Below are 22111 nucleotides of genomic sequence, written 5' to 3'. Positions count from 1 at the left end.
TCGCTTGTGGACAGTCCGGTCCGCGAGGTCGCGCACCAGGCCGGGAAGTCTCGGCGGCCCGCGTGGCCGGGGGAGCGTGATCCAGTGGGCGGCAACGGTCTTTTCGACCACAGCGGTGTCGATGTCCTCGTGGGACGCGGCGTGGCGCTCGAACGCATCCGCGGCTTCCTCGACGCCACAGATCGCGGTGGAGCGCTCCTGTTGTCGGGGGCGGCAGGGGTGGGCAAGACCGTACTGCTCAACGCCGTGGCGGAAGCGGCGGTCGCGAGTGGCTCTCGGGTCCTTCGGGCCGCCGGTGTCGAGTTCGAGGCCGACGTGAGCTATTCGGGGCTCAACCAGGTCCTGTTCCCCCTCTACGAGGCGTTCGGGGAACTCGAGAAGCCGCATGCCGATGCGCTGCAAGTCGCCCTGGGCTTCGGGAGCGGAGCACCGCCGGAACGGCTCGTCGTGTCGAACGCGACCCTCATGCTCCTGCGGCACGTGGCCAAGGCCGGCCCGCTGCTCCTGATCGTCGACGACCTGCCGTGGCTCGACCGGGCCAGCGCCGCCGTACTGGGCTTCGTCGCCCGCAGGCTCAACGGCACCCGCGTCACCTTCCTCGGCGCCATGCGCTCGGGAAGTGAGACCTTCTTCAACCGCGGTGGCCTGCCCGAGTACGAGGTGCCGCCGTTGGACGGAGAGTCCTCACAGCTGCTGCTCAACACCCGATTCCCGACGCTGGCCGCTCGCGTGCGTCAGCGACTGCTGTCGGTGGCCGAGGGGAACCCGCTGGCCCTGCTCGAGTTGCCCACGGCGCTGAGCGGGCAGCAGCGGGTGGCCCTGGAGAACCTTCCCGCAGTGCTCCCGCTCAGCGAGCGGCTCCAGGCGCTGTTCGTCTCCCGGGTGTCCGTCCTCTCCCTCGCCGCACGGCGGCTGTTGCTGCTCGCGACGCTGGAGGGAACGGGCAATCTCGCGGTCCTGCAGGCGTCGGCGCGGCACGCCGGCTACGAATCCGACCTCGAAGACCTCGCCTCGGCCGAGCAGGATCGGCTGGTGGCGTTCGACGAGGGCACGCGCCGGCTGGTTTTCCGGCACCCCTTGATCCGCTCGGCGGTCGTGGACGCCTGCACGAGTGCCGAGCGCCGAGCGGCTCATCGCGCGTTGGCCCAGGTGCTGGTGAGCCACCCCGAGCGGCGGGCCTGGCACCTCGGCGAAGCGTCCGTCGAGCCGGACGAGCAGGTGGCCGTCCTGCTGGAACAAGCGGCGCGTCGCATCGCGGCCCGCGGAGACGCCGTCGGTGCGGTGGCGGCGCTGGTGAGGGCCGCCGATCTGAGTCCCCACGGCTCGGATCGCGCTCGCCGGCTCGCCGAGGCCGCCTACATCGGCGCCGACGCGACCGGGCAGCTCCGCAACGCCTCGGAACTGCTCGAAGGCGCCCGCCTGGCCGACCCGGAGCTGATGGGTTCCCTCCACTTCGCGGCGGCCGCGGTCTTCCTGATCATCAACGGCGACGGGGACATCGACACCGCCCACCGGCTGCTGGTCGGCGCGGTCGAGTCCGGCATGCACCGCTACGACGCCCAGGACTTCGCGCTCATCGAAGCGCTCCACCTGCTGCTGCTCCTCTGCTTCTTCAGCGGCCGCGCGGAGCTGTGGGATCCGTTGTACGCGACGCTCCGACGCCTGCGACCGGAGCCGCCCGCCCTGCTGTCGGTGGCCGCCAAGACCTTCTCCGACCCGGTCCGTTCCGGTGCCGGTGCGCTGGACCAGCTGGAATCCGTGCTCAGCGACCTGCAGAAGGAAACCGACCCCGGCCGGATCGTTCGCGCCGGCACCGGCGCGCTCTACGCCGATCGCCTGGCAGATGTCCGCGAGCCGTCGTGGCGAGTCGTGCTCCAAGGGCGCGACGGCGGCCCACCGCGCCGGCACGTCGGCGCGCTGATGCACCTGTGCCTGGACGACTACCTCACCGGCCGGTGGGACGAATGCCTGGAACTGGCCGAGGAGGGAATCCAGGTGTGCCAGGACTCCGGCTACCACTTCTTCACCTGGTACTTCTGGTACTGCCAAGCCGTCGTCGCCGCGGCCCGCGGCGACGACGAAGCGGTCGACCGCCTGAGCGACCAGATCATTCGCTGGGCCACACCCCGGGGAGTGGGGGCGGCGCTGCACTACGCCCGGCACGTCCGCACCGTCGCCGAATCCGGCCGTGGTGACTTCGAAAGCGCTTATCGGAACGCGACGGCCCTGGGCCCGGCGGGTACGTTCGTCTCCCACGTGCCGCATGCGATGTGGGTGGCCTTGGACGTCGTCGAAGCCGCGGTACGGACCGACCGGCACAGTGAGGCCACCGCTCACGTACGGGCCATGCGGGAGGCCGACATCGGTGCGCTGTCCCCGCGGCTCAGCCTGCTTGCCGCCGGCTCGGCGGCGTTGTGCGCCACCGACGACGACGAGGCGGTGCGCCTGTTCGAGGAGGCGCTGGAGAGACCGGGCGTCGAAAGATGGCCGTTCGATCTGGCCCGTGTGCAACTGGCGTATGGGGAACGGCTGCGACGCGCCCGGGCCAACGCCGACTCCCGAGAGCCGCTGCGTCTGGCGTACGACGCCTTCACGCTGCTCGGTGCCGGGCCCTGGGCGGACCGTGCCGCCAAGGAGCTCCGGGCCACCGGATGGGGCGCACCGAGAACCACGGCGAGCGGGGAAGTGCTCACACCCCAGGAGCGGGAAATTGCGGATCTCGCGGCTTCGGGCTTGAGCAACAAACAGATCGCCGAGCGCTTGTACCTCTCGCACCGGACCATCGGTGCACACCTGTACCAGATCTTTCCGAAGCTCGGGATCACCTCCAGGGCCGCACTTCGCGACGCGCTCGCGGCGCTGGAGGAATGACCCCCCCGTGATGAACGACGAATCGGCGAACCTCTCGTCGACGCGGCCCGCTCGACCGCCTATCACATGACGTCCTGCCCGGACGCGATGCTGGGCCGGCCGGGAGCGATCCTCAGCGGACGGGTGCCCTTGGGGCTGCCGACGACGGCCGCGATGGCCTGGGCGGCGAGGGCGACCTCCGCGCCCGTGACCGCGTGCTCGGCCAGCTTCGAGTCCACCCGGTGGGCCAGTCCGGGGTATCGGTCTTCGTAGGCTTGAACCGTCTCGGCGTCGTCCGGATGGACGGTGCGCACGCGCGGGCCGGTCTCGGGGACCAGGAATCCGGGGACGACGATCGTGGTCTCGACCCCGAATTCGGTCAGTTCCCGGGCGTAGCTCGCTGCGAGATGGTCGATCATCGTGACCGCTTCCGAGTGCAGCGCGAGGTAGGGCGCGCCCTTGGCTTCGTGGTTCGCCGGCACCACCCACACCAGCAGGCCTTCCTGCCGCTCGCGCATCCGCGGCAGCACGCAACGGTTGACGCGCTGAGTGGACAGCACATGCGCGTCGTAGATCTGCGCCAACTGGTAAGGGGTGAAGGATTCGATCGGCCCCCGGGGCACCGGACCGACGGCGTGGACTACCGCGTCGATTCGTCCGGCCTCCGCCAAGATGTCGCCGACCGCGGTCGAGACCGAGCGCTGGTCGGCCACGTCCAGCGTAATAGGGCGCGGCCCGTGGCCGCTCGGCTCGGGGAGCCGGCCGGCCGGCCGGGCGACAGCCGGGCTGATCCCCGCGTACGCGGTGTGGCCTGAATCGGCCAGCGCGTTCGCGGTGGCAGCTCCGAGGTCACTGGAAGCCCCGGTAACAAGGACGATCTGTGACATGGTACTCCTCGTTACTCGTCGGCAGATCATGGAAGCGCAGCGGCGACCGAGAACGGTCCGCGCAGGCCGGCTCGCCGTCACCAACTCACTCCCGGCTGTCCCATCAGTGTCGGCATGACGGAATCCGTTCGCATAAGTCGAATGACTGTCAGCGAGACTGTGGCTCATCGATGCGGCCCTGAGCACGTGAAATGCTCAGGCGTGCCGATTGCACGGTATCGGGCGAGGGGTTTTCCGTCGAGGGCCGGCCCAAATCGGTTCAGTGTGCGCGAAGATCATCGCGAAGGCTGCTTTCGTCAGCTCGTCCTGACTGCGCCGACCTGCGCACACCGCGGTGGCACGGAGGAATGACTGCCTGGCGCGCAGTTTCGCGCTGCCCGGCGGTGGTTTTCCGACGGAAGCGGCTCCCCGCCGATCCCGGCGAGGCTGTCGAAGAGCGCCAAGAGGCGAATTCCCCTCGACGAGCGCGGAATCACCGCGCAGGAAAGGCAAGACATGGCAGCGAGTTTTGTGCAAGCACCGGGCGAGACGGTGGACGTCGGCGGCACGCCGTTCGCGTACCGCGAGCTGGGTCCGGCCGCCGGTGTGCCGCTGGTGCTGCTGAACCACATCACCGCGGTGCTGGACGACTGGGACCCCGCCGTGGTCGACGGCTTCGCGGCCGAGCGACGCGTCATCGCGGTGGATCTCCGGGGCGTCGGAGCCTCCGGCGGCACCACCCCCGACAGCATCGAGGCGATGGCCGCCGACGCGGTGGCCTTCCTGGAGGCTCTCGGGCTGGACACGGTCGATCTGTTGGGCTTTTCCCTGGGTGGCATGGTGGCCCAGGCGGTCGCCCAGCAGCGACCCGATCTGGTCCGGCGGATCGTCCTGGCCGGCACCTCGCCCGCCGGTGACGAAGGGCCTGCCGGCTGGGGCGCCGGGCTGCAGAGCGCGTTCGGTAAGTCGGCCACCGAAGGCAAGCACCCCAAGCACTATCTCTTCTTCTCGCCGACGCCCCGCGGCCAGGCGGCCGCGGATGCGTTCATCGCTCGCCTGGACGAGCGGACCGAGGACCGCGACACGTCCGTGACGGACGAGACGGTCGGTGCCCAGCTGACCGCGGCCGCCAAATGGGAGCAGGGCACCTCACCCGCCGGTCTGGCCGATGTGGACAAGCCCGTCCTGGTCGTCAACGGCGACAACGACATCCTGGTGCCGACGATCAGCTCGTTCAACCTCGCGCGGCTGCTGCCCGACGCCACGTTGAGCATCTACCCGGAAGCGGGCCACGGCGCGATCTTCCAGTACCACGAGCTGTTCGTTCAGCAGGTGCTGGAGTTCCTCGGCGATTGACGGGTCGCCACGGTGCCGTCGCCGATCGGCACCGTGGCCGCTCTCACCGGTTCCCCCGACTTCACTCGAGCAACAGCCATGACGATCGAAGGACGGCACGCCATGTCCGCCAGCGATTCCCACTCCATCCAGACTTTCCCGCACGAGGTGATCCGCCTGACCATCCCCGTCACGGCAACCTTTTCGGAGTTCCGAGACAGCTACGAACGCGCGGTACCGGCCCTTGAGGCAGACCGATACGAGCAGTTCAAGAAGGAACAGGCCAGTTGGGACGTCGTCCGGCAGGCCACCGAGGAAAACGCCCCGCACAGCTTCATCCGGTACTGGGGCACCGATGTCTACTCTCTGATGAAACTGGCCGCCGAATCGCGCCCGTGCGTGGAATACCTTATGGGCAATCACGTCTTCGCCCAGCGCATGTTCCAGCACGACCCGTCGGTGATGCTCTACGCACCACTGCGCACCGCGATCTACGTGGACCACGACGATCGCACCTGGTTCACGATCGACCAGCCCAGCACCCGATTCGACAGCTTTGACGACCCGCGCATCGCGCAGGTCGGGCGAGAGCTCGACGCCGAACTGGCCGACCTTCTCGACCACCTCGGCCTGCCGGTGCCGGCCGAACTGACCGCCGGCGCGCCCCGCCACTGACGATCAGCGAGCAATCCGCAACGACCTCGCGCCCCGGGCTTCGGCGATTTCGCCGCCCTCGCGGACCGACGCCGCACCGTGCGCGCACGGCCTCGCGCCGTGCGCGCACAGGCGAGGGCTCTGCGAAGGCTCCCCAAACGACCTCGCCGGAAGGTCTCGCCGCGTCGGCCGCCGGCACCGCCCGGCGGCGAGCTCGGCGCTCGCGACGGCTGACGCCCCCGCCAAGATCGTCCCGCGGACGACAACGCGAGAGCTCAGGCACACCACAGACCACTGTGGACGGTGACCCAGCAGAAGAATCTCTTCCACAAAGCACAAATCCCCAGGCCGGAAGTGATCCGAACTTGGGAGAGTGAGGGTGTGCCATCAGGGATTCGAACCTCGAACCTGCTGATTGAGAGTTCGCGGCTTGGTCTGCCGGATGGTGTCGAGTGACGTCGTACAAGGCCTTTTCGGCTGGTCCCCGGGTGCCGGTGGTGTCGTCGTCTGCTGGATGGTGTCGTCGTGTTTCCGACTTCTCGGGCTCGCCTGTGCCGGACTGTGTTGCGTGGTCCGGCGTCGTGGGCGTCGCGGGCAACACCGTGAGGGACGGCGCGCACGTGGTGGCACTGCCGTCGCACTCGGGCCTGCGGACGCGATACCTCACAGGAAGATCATCGCTACGACGATCGGCCCCGCGTCCCGTCCGTGCGCGCCGGTGACCGGCCGTCGTCATGGTTCGGACGGCGGAGCTTCGCCAGGTTCGCGATCAGGTGGGGCCGTGGTGGGCGGGGCCGCCTCGTCGCGGTTTGCGCGGACCCGCTTCCACGACAGGTCCATGATCACGCTGAGGATGATGATCACGAGCATCGCGACGACTGAGGCGGGGTCGTTGACGACGGTCGAGATCAGGAACGCGAGGAGGGCGATGCCGCAGGTGAGGACGGCGAGAATGAGGAGGGTCAGGCTCGCGCCCGTGTTGGCGCGGACGCGGAAGTGGGCGACTGTGGCCATCATGAAGACCAGCAGAGCCACGGCACTGCCGATCGAGGCGATGGCGGTGAGGTCGAAGCCGATCGCCAGGATCAGGCTGAGCCCCGCTGCGATGAGCAGGCCGACCGAGGCCTTGCCACCGACGCGGTGGCTCATCAGCGGCGGCATCTGGCCGGTCGCAGCGAGCTGGTCGCACAGGCCGACTGCGGGATAGAGGCCGGCGTTGGTGGCGCCGGCCGTCGCGAACAGCGCGGTGATGATCATGAGGACGTAGCCGAACTGGCCGAGTGCGGGCTCTGCCGCAACCGCGAGCGCGGTGCCGCCGGAGGAGATCACGACGTCCACGGGCAGGGTGCCGAACACGCCGAGCGCGATCGCGACGTAGATGACGGTGGCGATGCCGAGTGCGAGGTACATCGCGCGGGGGAGCTGCCGGGCCGGCTCACGGAGGTCCTTCGCCGTGAACGTGATGATGCCGAACCCGAGGAAGGCGAAGAACGTCAGCGCCACACTGGCGATGATGTCGCCCAGCGGCGGGTAGCCGGACGGGGCCAGCAGCGACGGGTCGATGGTGATCAGTGTGACGAAGGAGAACAGGACGAGGATTCCGAGCACGACGTAGACGATGACGGTCTGCGCTTTGGCCACGAGCTGCGAGCCGACGATGTTGACTCCGGTCATCACGATCAGGACGAGCGCGGCGAAGATCTTCGTCCAGGTGGGGTCCATGTCGGTGAATGCGGCGCTCGCGTAGCTGCCGAAGGACACCGCGACCATCGCCGTGACGATGGCGTTGGCCACATAGGTCAGCCACGCGGTGACGCCGGTGAGGTGCCCGTTGCCGAATCCGCGCGCGAGGTACTCGAACAGTCCCGCGCCCGAGGGGTAGCGGGCCCCGAGCTTCGCGAACGAGTAGCCCTGTAACCCGGCGATCGCGCCCGCGATGAGGAACGAGATCCACACCGCGGCGCCGGCCACCTCTCCGGCCGCGCCGAGCAATGCGAAGATCCCGGCGCCGACCATCGCACCGACGCCGATGAACGACGCTTGCCGGACAGTCAGGTACTTCCGATTCGGTGAGGTATCGGTCATGTCAGCCACCTCCCACAGTGGGCGTGGCGGGATCGGTGGCTGCCACGCGGATGCCGGTGCGCGTGGCGATGTTCGTGCCAGCGACGCCGGCCACGATGTCTGCGATTTCGGCCAGCGAGCCGATTGCCGCCCGGCCACCGGTGTTGGTCGCGAAGCGGTTCGCCGCCTCGACCTTGGGCCCCATGGACCCGGCCGGGAACTGGTGGCGTGCCAGTTCCTCGGGCGTGACGTCGGCGAGCTTCCGCTGCTGTGGCGTACCGAAGTCGAGGTAGACTCCCTCCACGTCGGTCGCCATGATGAACAGCTCCGCGCCGATGTCCTGGGCGAGCAGTCCGCTCGCGAAATCCTTGTCGATGACGGCCTCGACGCCGGACAGCGGGCCGGCCAGGGCGCGCGTCATGGGAATCCCGCCGCCGCCGGCGCAGACGACCACGCTCCCCCGGTCGATGAGCCAGCGGATCGGCTCGATCTCGACGATCTGCCGCGGCTCGGGGGAGGGCACGACACGCCGCCAGCCGGCGCCGTCCTGACGGAACGTCCAGCCCTTCTCCGCCGCCAGCTCACCCACCGCATCCTTCGAATAGACCGGCCCGACGAACTTGGTCGGGCCGGCGAACGCCGGGTCGTCCTCGTCGACCGTGATCATCGTGAGGACGGTGACCACGGGCTGCTCGGCCGGCAGGACGTTGCGCAGCTCCTGCTGGATCAGATAGCCGATGATGCCCTGGGTTCCCGCGTCCAGGACGTCGAGGGGATACGGCTCGGCGCCTTCGTACGCGTCGGCCTGCAGCGCCAGCAGTCCGACCTGTGGCCCGTTGCCGTGGACGACGACGACGCTGTGCTCGGCGGTCAGCGGGGCGATTGCCTCCGCGGCGATCCGAACGTTGCGCCGCTGCACCTCGATGGTCATCGGGTCCGACCGCTGAAGCAACGCATTCCCGCCGAGTGCGACCACTATTCGCATGCCAGCCTCCACTTCGGACTCATCGGTAAGCGGGAACCTGTGCCGGTTCGTTCATGCGGTGCCGCTGTGACCGGTACACCGGGTCGCCGGGCAGCAGCGCGGCAGCCGCGAGGATGAATGGCGCCCAGTAGAGCCAGAACGGCTGCCCGGTATTGCGCGAGTACCAGATGCGCAGGGTCGAGAACACGAGCGAGACCACCGCGACGGTCACGTCCCTGACGAACCGGCGACCTTCGAGCGCGCGCCGGTCCGCCGGCCGCCATTTCAGCTGGGCAAGGGAGGAGAAGGCGTGAGGGATCGCGGCGGTGATGCCGGATTCGGTTGAAGCGCTCGGGGAATAGGCAGTCCTTCGCGGCGGCGAGCGGATCTCGGCGCAGATCATGGTCCATCCGTTGAGCGCCCCGAATCCGGAGATGATGACGGCGACGGCCATGACGCTGCCGGCCCAGGTGCCGCCGAACACGGTGTTGGCAGCGTCGGAGAACGGTGCGGTCGCCTCTGCCGACGCCGTGGTGGGCAGGATGCCGAACACAGCGATGGGCGAAAGCAGGTAGACGACCGCGGTCGCCCGCGGTCCCAGGATCGTGGCGCGCGGGATGTTCTTGTCGGGGTCGCGCACTTTCGCCGCGGCGACGGCGGCGGTCTCGACGCCGAGGTAGCCGAACAGCGCGATGGCCATCCCGCCGCCGATCGCCCCCCCCAGGTGCTCTCCCCGCTGACGTTCCAGGGCGTGTAGTTCGCGGTGCTGATGAAGACCAGCCCGACCGTGGACATGAAGGCCGGCGCGACGAACTTCACCACCGTGGTCGCAACCTGGACAGTGCCCATGTTCTTCACCCCGGACAGGTTGATTGCCACCGGGATCCACAGTCCTATGAGGACCAGTAGCACCGCGAAGAACGCGTTGTGGCCGGTGTTGACGAAGTGCTCGACGTAGAGCACCCAGCCGACTGCGATGGCTGCGTTGCCGGCCCATGAGGTGATCCAGTAGGACCGAGCGTTGGTGGAACCGAGCGGGTTGCCGAACACGACCCGCGCGTACGCGTACGGCCCGCCGTCGGCCGGGAGCTGTCGCGACAGCGCGGCGAACAACAAGGCGAGAGCGAGCGCGCCGAGTGTCGTGAGGGCCATGGACACGAGGCTGATCGAGCCGTCGGTCGCCAGTGACGTCGGCAGGTTGAAGACACCGACGCCGATGATGGTGCCGACGATGAGCGCGGTCGCCGATGTGAGGCCGAAACGGTGCGCTTGCCCTCTGTCGGTTTTCTCACCGTCGGGTTGCTCGGCGTCCGTGCGATTGCCGACCGAACCTGACATGACTCACCTCCGGAGTCCGAGACGAGACTCGTCGGGGTGCGCCGAGCACTCGCCGGCGGTTGGAGTCGTCGCGACCGCCCCAGCCTTGCCGTAGAGCCTCAGTGTTGTCGCTCGCCTTGGCAGGAGGTCACCCGAAGAGGGTGACCTGGACACCGGCCGACGTCGCGCACCCCTGGCCGGGAGACCTGGGCCGGCGGGTTCGAGACGGCCGCGGCCGTCCGACTTTGCTGTAGTTCGCTCATCGTTCACCGGTCGTTTCGACGGGGTGACGTAGCGTCAGTGTCCGTCAACCGACAGTTGCCTTCCCGAAAGGTGTTCACCCCCAGCGGGTGACGGCGCGCCCCGTGCTTGCGTGTCGACTGCTCGCAGACAGCCCACTCGTCCAGTGGAGGCGGCCATGGCGCTCGGCGTGCATTCGGAGGTCGGAAAACTTCGCAAGGTCATGGTCCACCGCCCGGGTCTGGAACATCGGCGGCTCACGCCGTCGAACGCGGAGGAACTGCTCTTCGACGACGTGATCTGGGTCAGCAAGGCCAAGTCCGAGCACGACACCTTCTGCGAGGTGATGCGCGATCGCGGCGTCGAGGTCTTCCACGTCGAGCATTTGCTCGCGGAGACCTTGGTCAAGCCCGAAGTCAAGGACTGGGCGACCGAGCACATTCTCAACGAGCGTGAGATCGGCATCACCGCGGCACAGCGTGCCCACGCCTGGGTGCAGACCGCCGACCCGGCCCTCGTAACCGAGTTCCTGATCGGCGGGATCACCAGGGCCGACGTCGAGCGGGACGTCGGGCTCGAGTGGGAGTCCGCGAACCCCGCCACCATGCTCCTGCCGCCGCTGCCGAACTTCCTGTTTCAGCGGGACCCGTCGTGCTGGATCTACGACGGCGTCACGATCAACCCGATGACCAAACCCGCGCGCAAACCGGAAACGATGATCATGGAGATGATCTACCGGTTCCATCCGCTGTTCGCCGCGGAACGCTTCCCGGTCTGGCTCGGGGGCGTCGACGAGAACTGGGGCCGCGCGCACGTCGAGGGCGGCGACGTGCAGCCGATCGGCAACGGGTCCGTGATGATCGGCATGGGAGAGCGCACCACGCCGCAGGCGGTGCTCTGGATCGCCCGGTCGCTGTTCCGCAACGGGTCGGCGAAACAGGTGCTCGCGGTACACCTGCCGAAGTCGCGCAGCTACATGCATCTCGACACCGTCATCACGATGTGCAACCGCGACGTGGTCACAATGTTCCCGCAGGTGGTCAGCGGCGCGCGCACGTGGTCGATCCGGCCGGGCGAGTCGGCCGACGATCTGGTCGTCGAGGAACAACAGGGCACGCTGCCCGACCTGATGGCCCGCGCGCTCGGCGTGCCGAGGATGCACGTGATCGAGACCGGCGGGGACGAGTTCGGCGCCGAGCGTGAGCAATGGGACGACGGCAACAACGTCGTCGCCCTCGAACCCGGTGTCGTCGTCGCCTACGAGCGCAACACGGGCACGAACACCGCTTTGCGCAAGGCCGGCATCGAGGTGATCACGATCGAGGGCTTCGAGCTCGGCCGCGGTCGCGGCGGCTCGCACTGCATGACCTGCCCGATCGAACGTGACGCCGCGTTCTGACTTTCAGGAGTACCTGATGGCCTTCAACCTGCACGGTCGCAGCTTCCTCAAGGAGATCGACTTCAACCCGATCGAGCTACGTTTCCTGTTGCGGCTCGCCGATGCGCTGAAGTCGGCGAAATACGCCGGCACCGAGGTCAAAAGACTGGACGGAAAGGAGATCGCGCTCATCTTCGAGAAGACGTCGACGCGTACCCGCTCGTCGTTCGAGGTCGCGGCTTTCGACCAGGGCGCTCACGTGACCTACCTTGATCCGTCCGGGTCGCAGCTGGGCCACAAGGAGTCCATTGCGGACACCGCGGCAGTGCTCGGGCGCATGTATGACGCGATCGAGTTCCGGGGCAGTGCGCAAGTCGAGGTGGAGGAGCTGGCCGCACACGCCGGTGTGCCGGTCTACAACGGATTGACCGCCGAGTGGCATCCCACCCAGATGCTGGCCGACTTCCTCACCATGCACGAGTCCAGCAGCAAACCTTACGACTCGCTCGCCTATGCCTACGTGGGTGACTGCCGCTTCAACATGGGCCGGTCGCTGCTCGTCATGGGCGCGCTGATGGGAAGCGACGTGCGGCTCGCAGGTCCCGAGGAGCTGCACCCACCGCAGGATGTTGTCGACGTCGCGCGCGAGATCGCCCGGCGCACCGGCGCGCGAATCACCGTGACCGATGACGCCGCGAACGCGGTGTCCGGAGTGGACTTCATCCACACCGACGTCTGGGTGTCGATGGGGGAAGCGAAGGACGTCTGGGCGGACCGGGTCCGGATGCTCACCCCGTACCAGGTGAACACGACGCTGCTGGACAAGTCGGGAAATCCCTCGGTCAAATTCATGCACTGCCTGCCCGCATTCCACGACACGAACACGATCGTCGGACAGGAGATCATGGAGCACACCGGCATGACGTCCGGACTCGAGGTGACGGGGGAGGTGTTCGACTCGGCTGCGAGCATCGTCTTCGACCAGGCCGAGAACCGGTTGCACACCATCAAGGCCATCCTTGTCGCCACCCTGGGCTGAGAAGCGGGGACGATGGTCAGCGGGACAGGCACTCCCACCGAGCACGACCCCGGCCCGGTGGGAAAGTGGTTCGCACCGGACGCGGGCAGTGTGGTCGCCGCGATGGACAGCGACGCCACACGTGGCCTGGCCCCTGCCGAGGTGGCGGCACGGCTCGAGCGGTACGGACCGAATCAGATTGTCCGCGAGAAGCCGGCGTCGGTGTGGATGGTGGCGCTGGCACAGCTTCGCGACCCGATGAATCTCATGCTCGTCGCCGTCGTGGTGGTGACCATTCTCATCGGCGAGGTCTCGACGTCGATCATCGTGGCGTTCCTCGTTGTCCTCAACGTCGTGCTCGGCGCCCGCCAGGAGCTCAAGGCCCGGGCCAGCGTCGACGCGTTGAGAAACATGCAGGTGCCGCAGGCGAAGGTGACCAGCGACGGCGAGGTCGCCGCGATCCCGGCCGCAGACCTGGTGCCGGGAGACCTCGTCCAGCTCGAAGCCGGCGACGTCGTCCCGGTCGACGGGCGGATCGTCCGGTCGGCGACGCTCGTAGGTGCAGGAGGCCGCGCTGACGGGCGAGAGCGCACCCGTGCCCAAGGGCGTCGGCTTGCTCGCAGGCGATGACGTGGCGATCGGAGACCGGTCGAACATGCTGTTCCAGAACACGTCCGTGACGAGAGGCACGGCGGCACTGGTCGCCACCGAGACCGGCATGCGGACCGAGATGGGCCGGATCGCGGAGATGTTGACCTCCGTCACCCGCACCCGCTCACCGCTGCAGAAGGAACTCGGGTCGCTGACCAAGGTCCTCAGCATCATCGCGTGGACCGCGGTGGCGTTCATCGTCGTCGTCGGCGCCGTCCGCGGCCTGGGCCTGAGTGATGTGCTGTTGCTGGGAACCGCGATGGCCATCTCCGCGATCCCGACGGGGATGCCGGCCTTCGTGTCCGCGTTGCTGTCGCACGGAGCCAAGCAGCTCGCCCAGGCGAAGGCGATCGTCAAGAACCTCACCGACGTCGAAACCCTCGGGTCGACGAGCGCCATCAGCACGGATAAGACCGGCACCCTCACCATGAACGAGATGATGGTGTCGAGCCTCTACGCCGGAGGTACGTGGTTCGCGGTGGAGGGCGAGGGATACCGCAAGTCCGGGGCGATCACGTCGATTGCCGGCGCGAGCGTGCCTGACTTCAGCCGGGTCGGGCTCGGCCTCGTGCTGGACAGCGACGCCACGGTCGGCGACGACGGTAGCGTGGTCGGCGACCCGACCGAGGCAGCGCTGGTCGTGCTCGCCGCCAAGCTCGGGGTGAACGCGGAGGAAGCCGCCGGGCCTACCCGCGGCTGGCCGAGGTGCCGTTCGACTCCGACTACAAGTTCATGGCCACCTTCCATCGCTTCGACCTGGACGGGCAGGAACGGGTCATCGAGCTCGTCAAGGGAGCGCCGGACATCGTGCTGGCCCGCTGCAGTGAGGCGGGCGGCCCGCTGAGCGGGTCACAGGTGCCCATCGCGCAGGCGCAAGCCGGCATCGAAGCCGCGAACGAGCGCATGGGAGAGAAAGGATTGCGGGTACTGGCGTTCGCCGCTCGAAGCGTCGACGCCGAGGAGCTGGCCGCGATGACCACCGAACCGATGTCGTTGACCACCGAGCTCTCGTTCGTCGGCATGGCCGGCATCATCGACCCGCTGCGCGCGGAGGCCAAGGACGCGGTCGGCACGGCGCTCGCCGGCCGGCATCGACGTCCGCATGATCACCGGCGACCACGCCGTCACCGCCGGGGCCATCGGTGAACAACTACACCTCGGCCCGGGCGCGATCAGCGGCCGCGAGCTGCAGGCGCTCTCCGATGAGGACCTGATCGCGCGGCTGCCGCAGCTGCACGTGTTCGGCCGCGTCTCACCGCAGGACAAGCTACGGCTCGCCCGCGTGATGCAGCGCCAAGGCCTTGTCGTCGCGATGACCGGCGACGCGGTCAACGACGCCGCAGCGTTGAAGCAGGCCGACATCGGCGTCGCGATAAGCAGCGGCAGCGAGGTCTCGAAACAGGCCGCGCGCATGATCCTGACCGACGACAACTTCGGCACGCTTGTCCACGCGGTCGAGATCGGCCGCCGGGTCTACGAGAAGGTGGTCGCTTACGTCCGGTACCAGATGGCACAGCTGCTCTCGCTGGTGCTGCTGTTCGTCGCCGCCACCGCGTTCAACGTCAACAGCGGCGTCGCGCTCACCCCGCCGATGATCCTCTACTTGCTGTTCTTCGTCACCGTGGCCGGCGTCGTGATGATCGCCGTCGACCTCGGCGACCCCGATGCCATGCACCGTCCTCCGCGCGACTCGAAGGTCCCGATGACCAACCGGTCCGCGGTCACCTACTGGGTGCTCTACGCCGCGGTCATGTTCGCCGCGGCGTTCATCCCGCTCGTCGCCGGCCCGGACGAGCCAAGCCCGGACCGCCCGAGCGCGTCGATGACGATGACCTTCGTCGTGATGGGCCTCGGCACCGTGTTCAACGCGCTGACCAACCGCCGCGACCCCGCGAGCGGCCTCACGCCACCGATCCTCGACGTCCTGGCGATCGCAGCCATCCCCGTCATTCTCATCATCACCGCCACAGAGGTCGGGTTCCTGCAGAGCAGCCTGCTGACTCAACATCTGACCGGCCGGGAGTGGCTGGCCTGCATCGCCCTGGCCCTGGCACTCCCCCTCGTCATCGAGAGTGCGAAGTGGATTCGCCGAAGGCACGCAACGATTCCAGCCACGATCGACACCCAGCACGCGGTAGCCCCGGTTCGCGCGATCCCGGGGTCTCGATGACCGGCCGTCAGGTCGAGGCTTCCGACGTGGTGCTGACGGTAAGCGCGTGGCTGCGTGAGGTGTTCTGGTGGCGACGGTGGGTGGTCACGAGGAGAGCAGGTCCATGGCGAAGCCGACGACGAAGGTGCGTCTTCGTTCTACTTGACTCCGCCGAACGGCTCCAAGTACACCTTGGATTCCACGAACGCCGCGAGCCGTCCGAGTGTGTCGAAGATTTCACAGGCGATCTCGTCGATGTTTATCTCGATCCCGAATCGTTTCCGCATGGCTACGATGAGCTTGACGACGGTGAGCGAATCGAGCTCGGGAAGATTGCCGTACAGTCCCGTCTCCGGTCCGAGGCCGGCGGCTTGGTCCTCGATGTCGAGCGTTACCACCACGACGGACTTGACGTCCTCGAAAAGTGCTTGCGAGGTATCTGGCGGGCGATTCATCTGGACTCTCCTCATCGGTCGTACGGGCCTGTCGGCGTGCGATCTACACCTACGGCTCCCTCGGTGTCGGATGGCCGAGAAACGCCGGAGGCGTCGTCCGGAGGCGCCGGCCGGAAAGGCCGCCACTCGGCTTGCGGATGACCTGCCCGAAGTTCCGGAAGGCAGCCCACTGGCGGTGGCCGCCGTCGATGAGGAAGGTGTGGCCACGCGACTCCTTGCGGTGGGTGGCGCCGGTGCGCTCAGGGAGCGGCCCGACGGGGTGGCCGAGGATGCGGAGGATGCCGTTGGCGATTTCGAACGGGCTGGTCGTGCGCGCGTGGGCAATGGTGGTCATGCGGGCTCCTGACGGTGCGCGGCGGCGAGCTGGTGGCGAAGTACCGCCCGGTCGAACTTGCCGTTCGGCGATTGGGGCAGGGCGCTGCGGACCATCACCTCGGCGGGCACCATGTAGCCGGGCAGTTGCTGCCGCAAGCGCGCGGTCACCGCGGCCGGATCGAAGCCGGCGGGATCGCGGGGGGTCACGACGAGGACGACCCGGTGGCCGAGCGCCTCGTCCTCGAGGCCGAGTGCGACGGCATCGTGGACCAGCCCGGTCTCGTAGGCCACTTCCTCGATCTCTTGGGGGCTGACCCGATACCCCGATGTCTTGATCATGTCGTCACGCCGTCCGACGAAGTACAGGAAGCCCTCCTCGTCGCGGACGACGACGTCGCCGGACCAGACTGCCAGCTCGGGCGTACACAGCTCGGCTGGACGGTTCGGCGGCGGCCGGAACCGCTCGGCCGTCCGCCGCGCGTCATTCCAATAGCCCAAACTGACGAGCGGACCTCGGTGTACGAGCTCACCCGGCTCACCCGGACCGCACAGGCCGCCGTCCTCCCGGACTACGAGGATCTCCGCATTCGGGATGGCCTGGCCGATCGAATCCGGTCGCCGGTCGACTTCCCGCGGATCCAGGTAGGTGGAGCGGAACGCCTCTGTGAGGCCGTACATCAGGTACGGCGCGGCAGCCGGGAAGATCGCTCGCAGTCGCTGCAGAGTGACGCGCGGGAGGCGTCCGCCAGTGTTCGCGAAGTAGCGCATCCTGGCAGCGGCCTCGGGTGGCCACGTCTGGGCCGCGAGCTGGATCCACAGCGGCGGTACACCGACCAGCCCGCTGATGTGGTGCTCCGCGCACAGCCGGACGACCTCTCCCGGCAGCAGGTAGTCGGCAAGCACCACGTTGGCACCCACGCAAAAGCCGGTCGTCAGTTGGCTCAGTCCGGCGTCGAAGCTCAGCGGGAGAACTGCCAGGATGCGGTCCTCTGCCGTGTTGTTCAGGTAAGTGCTGACACTCTCCGCGCCGACGACCAGGTTGCGGTGCGACAGCACGACGCCCTTCGGGGCTCCGGTGCTGCCCGACGTGTAGAGGATCGCGGCCACATCCGTGTCCACGCCACCCGTTGGAGGACATCCCGCCTGGGGCGCGCGCTCGGCGACCTCTGACCAGGAATGCACGCGGTAAGGGGCTTCTTTGTCCTCGCCAGGCGAGTCGCCCAACGCGAGGACGTGGGAGAGAGACTTGCACGCGGCGAGCTCGGCGCGCAGGGCCCGCAGCCGATCAGTCGACGTCACCAGTATCCGCGCGGCGCAGTCGTCGAGAATGTGCCTCACTTGCCTGGGCCGCAGCACGGGATTCACCGGGATGAACACGCCACCGGCCCGCGAGCAGGCGAACAGCGCCACGACGGTCTCGATCCTCTTGTCCAGGAAGACCGCGACGCGCTCACCACCATCGAGGCCCAGGTCGCGCAGGCCGGCGGCGGCTCGCTCCGTCCGCTCGTCCAGCTCCGCGTAGGAGATCGTGGTCGTTCGCGCCGTCAGGGCGGGCGCGCCGGGGGCACGTTGGGCGGGTCTGGCAACGAGGTCCGGCAACCGCATGATCATCTCGGAGGTTCCTTTCCGTTCCAGGACAGGGACCCGGATCGCCCGGACGCCGGCAGCAACTCGTTGCGCATCAGACCCCTCGATTCGGGAGGCCACGAAAGCCGCCGGGCCGATGCTCGCGCCACGCCTGCGCGCGCTGCACCTGGGCACCGGAGATGACCGCGAACAGCCGCACGGGTGACGTGGTCATCCGACGTCGACCTCGACGGTCGGCGAGCAGTCGGCCAGGCGAACCGGGTCCGCCATGCCGACCAGGACTTCGCGCGGTCCGGTGAAGGGCTCCCTGCTGTGTGCGCTGCGGATGTTGTCGACGAGCATCAGATCGCCTGCCTGCCAGGGCTCCCGCATGGTTTTGGCCTCGTACACCTCGTTGAGCAGCTGCACGACGTCCTCGCCTATCGGGTCGCCGCCGCCGAAGCGGGTGGTGAACGGCAGCCCGTCGATGCCGTAGGTGTCGACCAGGAACTCGCGCACCTCGGGGTCGAGGGTCCACTCGTTGAGGAAGGCGATCTGGTTGAACCAGCATCGCCGGCCGGTGACCGGGTGCCGCACCACCGCGCTACGGCGCTGCCACGTGCGCAGCCCGCCATCGGGCTGCCACTCGAACTCGATGGCATTGGCGCGGCAGTAGCTCTCGACCGCGCCACGGTCCTCGGTGCCGAACGCCTTGGCGAGCGTCGCGCCGATCTCGTCGTTGTAGTTGCGGACGAGCGTCCAGCCCTCGCTCTCGAGCCGTTCGACGAGGTCACCGGGCAGTGCGTCGAGCACGGCCGTCGAGTCCGCCACACCGGTCGCCCCGCCCTTGGCGGGCGCGGAGAGGCACGCGAACAGCATCCGGCCGGGAAACTCGAGCCGGTAGCTCAGTTCGTGGTGCATGCACATCGGCTGGTTCGGTGGCCACTTCGACGACGAGTACACGCCCTCTGCGTAGGTCTGCCGCTCCGCGAACGCCTCCCGCTCGGTCATCAGGGCCGCGGTGGCCAGCCCATGGAACACCGCGGTGACCTCGACCGCGTCGCGCAGCCCGAGACCGCGGACCAGGACCGCACCGTGCTCGGCGACGACGGCGCGCAAGGCGTCGCGGTGCCCGGCCGCCCAATTCGGTCCGTCGCCGGTGGCCTCGGCTCGCAGCATCGGCACCCTGCCGGGCTGCAGATCCACGTCCAGCAGCAATGATGATGACGACATCTCGATCTCCCTTCGGTTCCGACCAGAGGACGACTTCAGCAGTTCGCGCGTGGTGGCTCGGCGATGTCCTTTAAAGACGCCCTGCGACTGCACCTTCGTGTGTTCGGCCAGACCCGGTGCAGCGGCGGAGCCGGCCGGCGCGGCGCTGCCGAGAGGTCGTCATCGAGGGGTCGCGGTGTGCTCGGCGACGTCCGGTGTCGAGTCGGCCGCCCACCCCGGGATCGCGGTCGGCCGCCCGCAGCAGGACAGCACGCAAGAACGCCCGGCCGGTCTCACCCCGCTTGTCTGTCCACCGAATCATCTCCACATTCCACGTTTGCCTGGTCAGCCGCCGCGGACGAGTGCGGCGGTGCCGTTGTCATCGCTGGTCTCTCGGACCTGCGGATCGCCGGGTCGCTCGCGCATCTCCGTGGCGGGGTTTCCGCCCCACAGCGCGTTCGGTGGCATTTCCTCGCCCTTCATGAGGAAGGAACTGGTGGCGAGCACCGCGCCGGCGCCCGTCGTCACGCCATAGTGGACGAACGCGCCGACACCGAGGGTGCAGCCGGCGCCGATCGCGATGCGGTCCGACTTGAACCCGCCGTCCTCCTGTGAGTGGCACTGGACGATGGTGTCCGCATTGAGGGTGCAGTTCTCGCCGATCGTGGTGAAACTCCGCTCAGGCACGCGGAGGCCGTCGTCGAAGACCCGGCGGCCGACTCGCATACCCAGCAGCCGCCAGATCACGTTCTTGAGCGGCGTGCCGTTGAACGCGAGGACAAAGGTCAGGGAAGTCACTTTCCAAAAGCGTTCGTGCCGCCAGAAGGCGCGCTCGTAGATCGAGCAACCCTGCGGCACCAAGGCCTGCAGCGGCCTGAACAGCCGGTCGACCACGACGTTGTAGGCGACCGTGAAAACGATGACCAGTGCGGTGGCCAGTGCGACCGCGAGTGCGAGCGAACCGAGGAAGTGCAAGAGGTTGATAGCAGCCAGGTAGACCACGGTGACGGACACGAAGAAGGTCCAGCGCACCAGCAGGAACAGTGCCATGCTGATGGTGTTGTAGACGGTCTTGGCCCGGAGGCCGCGGCGCAGCTCGTCTTCGCTGCTCACGTCGAGCTCCCTGTCGCGCTTGACCGATCGTGGGATCTCGAAGCTGGGCGCGCCGAGCAAGCCGACGCCTTCCCGCACCTGTCCGTCGAGGGGAACCATGACCTTCGTCGCGAGGAGGCAGTTGTCGCCCGCTTTGCTCTGCGGAGGGTAGGCGATCATGTTTCCCAGGAAGTTGTCCGGCCCGATCGACGCCTGGGACAGGCGGAAGGAGGTGCTCGAGAAATCGGCGTTGATGATGGACAGCCCGTCCGCGACCATCGTTCCGCTGCCGGCCGCGCTGAGGAATGGGGTGTCTTGCTTGACCATCTCGCCGAAGTTGGAGCCGGTTTGCCGCACCCCGCGAAGGCTGTAGCCCAACCAACGCAGGTAGTAGATGATGTAGGAAGTTCCGCCGAAGAGGGTCGTGAAGAACCTGATGTTGGTCGTGCGGGCGATCGCGCGATGGACCCAGTAGCGGAATCCGTACAGCGGATAGACCTTGTCCGGCTTGATGAAAAGGTTCAGCACGCGCGGAACGGCTCCCACAAGCACGAGGCCGACGAGCACGGCGCCGAAGAAGACCACGGCGGAGATGACCAGCGCGTCAGCGTAGAACGTCCAGCTCGTGAGGGACACCGGTGCCGAATCCAGCAGGGGGCCGAACTCCGGGAGCTGAGGGATCGCGAGGTCCGCGATGCCGAACGTCAGCGGCAGACCCAGTAGGAGCAGGTTCCCCAGCTGCACGGCCGAGAAGACCACCCGTCGTCCTGTGCCCACGTCGCGCGCTGAGACCGCCATCTGGTTGCTCTTTTCGGCCCGCTGGGCAGGCGCGCCGGCCCAGCGTTCCCCACTGGGTATTGCCTGACCCACGTGCAGAGCAGACGAGTGTCCGAGCTGGGCCCCGTCACCCAGCGAGGTCGAGATGTCGAGCACCGTCGCCTCGCCGACGAGCGCGCCCTTGCCGATGCTCACCGCACCCGTCCGGATGACACCATCGTGGGCTCGGTAGCCGTTGAAGAACGAGTCCTTCCGGATCACCGCGCCGTCGCCGATGCTGAGCAGGTCGGTGCACACGGGCAGGTTCCTGGAGAAGATGACGGCGCCGCGCCCGATCTTCGCGCCCAGTGCCCTCAGGTAGAGCGAGTAGAGCGGTGACCCGACGAACAGCACCATCGGGTTCCGCTGGATCAGCGTTTTGACGAGCCAGAAGCGGACGTACGCCATGCTCCAGACGCGGATCTCCTGAGGCTTCCATCGGCCGACGAGCACCCACTTGGCGAGGATCGGAAGAGCGCACAGGCCGAGGAACATCGCGGCGCCGAACGCGACCGATCGAAGGTAGACCTCGACCAGGTTCGGGCTCGTCGAGATCCAGTGGAAGCCCGTCACCCAGACGGCCGCGGTGAGGGCGGGGTAGCCGAGGAGGACCAGGAGCTGCAACGCCCCGCAGAGGACACGATCACCGTGGCGTGCCTGCTTCGGCGGCTCGGTGGGAGCCGCCGGAGTTGCGGGCCGCGGGGCAGGAGTGGGGACGGTATCGGTGTTGTCCGGATTCGCCGCGAGACTCCGGATGGTCGGGTGTTTGTAGATGTCCTGAATCGACACCGCCGGGAGGTCGGGTCGTTTGCGTACGCGTGCGCAGAAGCGGGCCATGACCATGGAGTCGGCGCCGAGGTCGTCGAAGAAGTGGCTGTCGATCGGTACATCGGTGCCGAGGATTTCGGCGAGCACCTCGGCGAAATTTCGCTCGCGTTCGGCGAGCGTGGTTGTCGGCTGCGAGCCAGGTGCGGCTGTGGTGTTGCCGAGGGCCGCCGCGAGAGTCCGAATGGTTGGGTGTTTGTAGATGTCGGGCATCGACACCGAGGGTAGGTCGGGTCGTTTGCGTACTCGTGCGCAGAAGCGGGCCATGACCATGGAGTCGGCGCCGAGGTCGTCGAAGAAGTGGCTGTCGATCGGTACATCGGTGCCGAGGATTTCGGCGAGGT

The 22111-nt window shown here is 67.9% G+C and carries 17 protein-coding genes and 3 pseudogenes; 10 read left to right on the top strand and 10 right to left on the bottom strand.

The genetic code is table 11. The features are described 5' to 3' along the window. The first annotated feature begins 84 nt into the window (after positions 1 to 84). Positions 85 to 2871 carry an AAA family ATPase gene (locus tag AB0K15_RS43110; protein WP_364065400.1) on the top strand — a complete coding sequence of 929 codons (2787 nt, stop codon included), beginning with the start codon at positions 85 to 87 and terminating at the stop codon, positions 2869 to 2871. A 62-nt stretch (positions 2872 to 2933) separates the two neighbouring features. Here the strand turns inward: AB0K15_RS43110 and AB0K15_RS43105 are convergent, their stop codons facing one another. Then, on the bottom strand, positions 2934 to 3737 hold the full coding sequence (locus AB0K15_RS43105; RefSeq protein ID WP_364065397.1) for an SDR family NAD(P)-dependent oxidoreductase: 804 nt from the start codon (positions 3735 to 3737) through the stop codon (positions 2934 to 2936). Between the two features lie 495 nt (positions 3738 to 4232). Here AB0K15_RS43105 and AB0K15_RS43100 point away from each other — a divergent pair, with 495 nt between their 5' ends. Then, positions 4233 to 5072, top strand: coding sequence for an alpha/beta hydrolase (locus AB0K15_RS43100; protein ID WP_364065394.1), 840 nt, complete (start codon positions 4233 to 4235; stop codon positions 5070 to 5072). Between the two features lie 78 nt (positions 5073 to 5150). Next, positions 5151 to 5726: a DUF302 domain-containing protein gene (locus AB0K15_RS43095; RefSeq protein WP_364065391.1), complete on the top strand. Its 576-nt coding sequence runs from the start codon at positions 5151 to 5153 to the stop codon at positions 5724 to 5726. Positions 5727 to 6437: 711 nt separating this feature from the next. Here AB0K15_RS43095 and AB0K15_RS43090 read toward each other — a convergent pair. The 4 genes and pseudogenes from AB0K15_RS43090 to AB0K15_RS43075 form a co-directional block, all read right to left on the bottom strand. Then, a complete protein-coding gene (locus AB0K15_RS43090; protein ID WP_364065388.1) occupies positions 6438 to 7790 on the bottom strand; it encodes an APC family permease in 1353 nt (450 codons plus the stop codon). 1 nt (position 7791) lies between these two features. Next, a complete protein-coding gene (gene arcC / locus AB0K15_RS43085; protein ID WP_364065380.1) occupies positions 7792 to 8754 on the bottom strand; it encodes a carbamate kinase in 963 nt (320 codons plus the stop codon). Between the two features lie 19 nt (positions 8755 to 8773). Next, entirely contained in the window at positions 8774 to 9445 is a 672-nt protein-coding gene (locus AB0K15_RS43080) for an amino acid permease (RefSeq protein WP_364065507.1), read from the bottom strand. Between the two features lie 14 nt (positions 9446 to 9459). Beyond that, a pseudogene (locus AB0K15_RS43075) lies at positions 9460 to 10071 on the bottom strand (amino acid permease); the annotation flags it as partial. Between the two features lie 397 nt (positions 10072 to 10468). Here AB0K15_RS43075 and AB0K15_RS43070 point away from each other — a divergent pair. From AB0K15_RS43070 to AB0K15_RS43040, 7 genes and pseudogenes are all read left to right on the top strand, one after another. After that, positions 10469 to 11689 (top strand): arginine deiminase, encoded by a 1221-nt coding sequence (locus AB0K15_RS43070; protein WP_364065375.1) that lies wholly within the window; start codon positions 10469 to 10471, stop codon positions 11687 to 11689. A gap of 16 nt (positions 11690 to 11705) precedes the next feature. Beyond that, on the top strand, positions 11706 to 12707 hold the full coding sequence (argF, locus tag AB0K15_RS43065; protein WP_364065367.1) for an ornithine carbamoyltransferase: 1002 nt from the start codon (positions 11706 to 11708) through the stop codon (positions 12705 to 12707). Between the two features lie 102 nt (positions 12708 to 12809). Continuing rightward, positions 12810 to 13316, top strand: coding sequence for a cation-transporting P-type ATPase (locus tag AB0K15_RS43060; protein WP_364065360.1), 507 nt, complete (start codon positions 12810 to 12812; stop codon positions 13314 to 13316). Further along, positions 13246 to 13617: pseudogene (locus AB0K15_RS43055) on the top strand (hypothetical protein); the annotation flags it as partial. The gene AB0K15_RS43060 and the pseudogene AB0K15_RS43055, both read left to right, overlap by 71 nt. Positions 13618 to 14042: 425 nt before the next feature. Next, positions 14043 to 14105: pseudogene (locus AB0K15_RS43050) on the top strand (hypothetical protein); the annotation flags it as partial. Between the two features lie 87 nt (positions 14106 to 14192). Continuing rightward, positions 14193 to 14483: a hypothetical protein gene (locus AB0K15_RS43045; RefSeq protein WP_364065513.1), complete on the top strand. Its 291-nt coding sequence runs from the start codon at positions 14193 to 14195 to the stop codon at positions 14481 to 14483. After that, complete coding sequence (locus tag AB0K15_RS43040; protein WP_364065352.1) at positions 14440 to 15507, top strand: HAD-IC family P-type ATPase; 1068 nt, start codon at positions 14440 to 14442, stop codon at positions 15505 to 15507. Before AB0K15_RS43045 ends, AB0K15_RS43040 begins: the two co-directional genes overlap by 44 nt. A 137-nt stretch (positions 15508 to 15644) precedes the next feature. Here AB0K15_RS43040 and AB0K15_RS43035 read toward each other — a convergent pair whose 3' ends face one another. The 5 genes from AB0K15_RS43035 to AB0K15_RS43015 form a co-directional block, all read right to left on the bottom strand. After that, positions 15645 to 15941 (bottom strand): phosphopantetheine-binding protein, encoded by a 297-nt coding sequence (locus AB0K15_RS43035; RefSeq protein WP_364065346.1) that lies wholly within the window; start codon positions 15939 to 15941, stop codon positions 15645 to 15647. Positions 15942 to 15990: 49 nt separating this feature from the next. Beyond that, complete coding sequence (locus tag AB0K15_RS43030; protein WP_364065342.1) at positions 15991 to 16275, bottom strand: hypothetical protein; 285 nt, start codon at positions 16273 to 16275, stop codon at positions 15991 to 15993. Beyond that, a complete protein-coding gene (locus AB0K15_RS43025) occupies positions 16272 to 17867 on the bottom strand; it encodes an acyl-CoA ligase (AMP-forming), exosortase A system-associated (RefSeq protein ID WP_364065336.1) in 1596 nt (531 codons plus the stop codon). The genes AB0K15_RS43030 and AB0K15_RS43025 overlap by 4 nt, the downstream gene beginning before the upstream one ends. Positions 17868 to 18053: 186 nt before the next feature. Next, positions 18054 to 19055: a TauD/TfdA family dioxygenase gene (locus AB0K15_RS43020; RefSeq protein ID WP_364065330.1), complete on the bottom strand. Its 1002-nt coding sequence runs from the start codon at positions 19053 to 19055 to the stop codon at positions 18054 to 18056. A 324-nt stretch (positions 19056 to 19379) separates the two neighbouring features. After that, the coding region (locus AB0K15_RS43015; RefSeq protein WP_364065325.1) for a Pls/PosA family non-ribosomal peptide synthetase at positions 19380 to 22111 on the bottom strand (2732 nt) is incomplete at its 5' end.

Origin of the sequence: Amycolatopsis sp. NPDC049253 (genome assembly GCF_040678995.1) — a bacterium.
Taxonomy (GTDB): Bacteria; Actinomycetota; Actinomycetes; order Mycobacteriales; family Pseudonocardiaceae; genus Amycolatopsis.
This window is presented reverse-complemented; position numbering and strand designations above follow the sequence as displayed.

Bases quoted from the DNA above. Each gene is read 5' to 3' on its own strand.
- AB0K15_RS43030 (WP_364065342.1), bottom strand. From the start codon at position 16,275: ATGACCACCATTGCCCACGCGCGCACGACCAGCCCGTTCGAAATCGCC.
- arcC (WP_364065380.1), bottom strand. From the start codon at position 8,754: ATGCGAATAGTGGTCGCACTCGGCGGGAATGCGTTGCTTCAGCGGTCG.
- AB0K15_RS43090 (WP_364065388.1), bottom strand. From the start codon at position 7,790: ATGACCGATACCTCACCGAATCGGAAGTACCTGACTGTCCGGCAAGCG.
- AB0K15_RS43035 (WP_364065346.1), bottom strand. From the start codon at position 15,941: ATGAATCGCCCGCCAGATACCTCGCAAGCACTTTTCGAGGACGTCAAG.
- AB0K15_RS43095 (WP_364065391.1), top strand. From the start codon at position 5,151: ATGACGATCGAAGGACGGCACGCCATGTCCGCCAGCGATTCCCACTCC.
- AB0K15_RS43025 (WP_364065336.1), bottom strand. From the start codon at position 17,867: ATGATCATGCGGTTGCCGGACCTCGTTGCCAGACCCGCCCAACGTGCC.
- argF (WP_364065367.1), top strand. From the start codon at position 11,706: ATGGCCTTCAACCTGCACGGTCGCAGCTTCCTCAAGGAGATCGACTTC.
- AB0K15_RS43070 (WP_364065375.1), top strand. From the start codon at position 10,469: ATGGCGCTCGGCGTGCATTCGGAGGTCGGAAAACTTCGCAAGGTCATG.
- AB0K15_RS43020 (WP_364065330.1), bottom strand. From the start codon at position 19,055: ATGTCGTCATCATCATTGCTGCTGGACGTGGATCTGCAGCCCGGCAGG.
- AB0K15_RS43040 (WP_364065352.1), top strand. From the start codon at position 14,440: ATGATCACCGGCGACCACGCCGTCACCGCCGGGGCCATCGGTGAACAA.
- AB0K15_RS43060 (WP_364065360.1), top strand. From the start codon at position 12,810: ATGGACAGCGACGCCACACGTGGCCTGGCCCCTGCCGAGGTGGCGGCA.
- AB0K15_RS43105 (WP_364065397.1), bottom strand. From the start codon at position 3,737: ATGTCACAGATCGTCCTTGTTACCGGGGCTTCCAGTGACCTCGGAGCT.
- AB0K15_RS43100 (WP_364065394.1), top strand. From the start codon at position 4,233: ATGGCAGCGAGTTTTGTGCAAGCACCGGGCGAGACGGTGGACGTCGGC.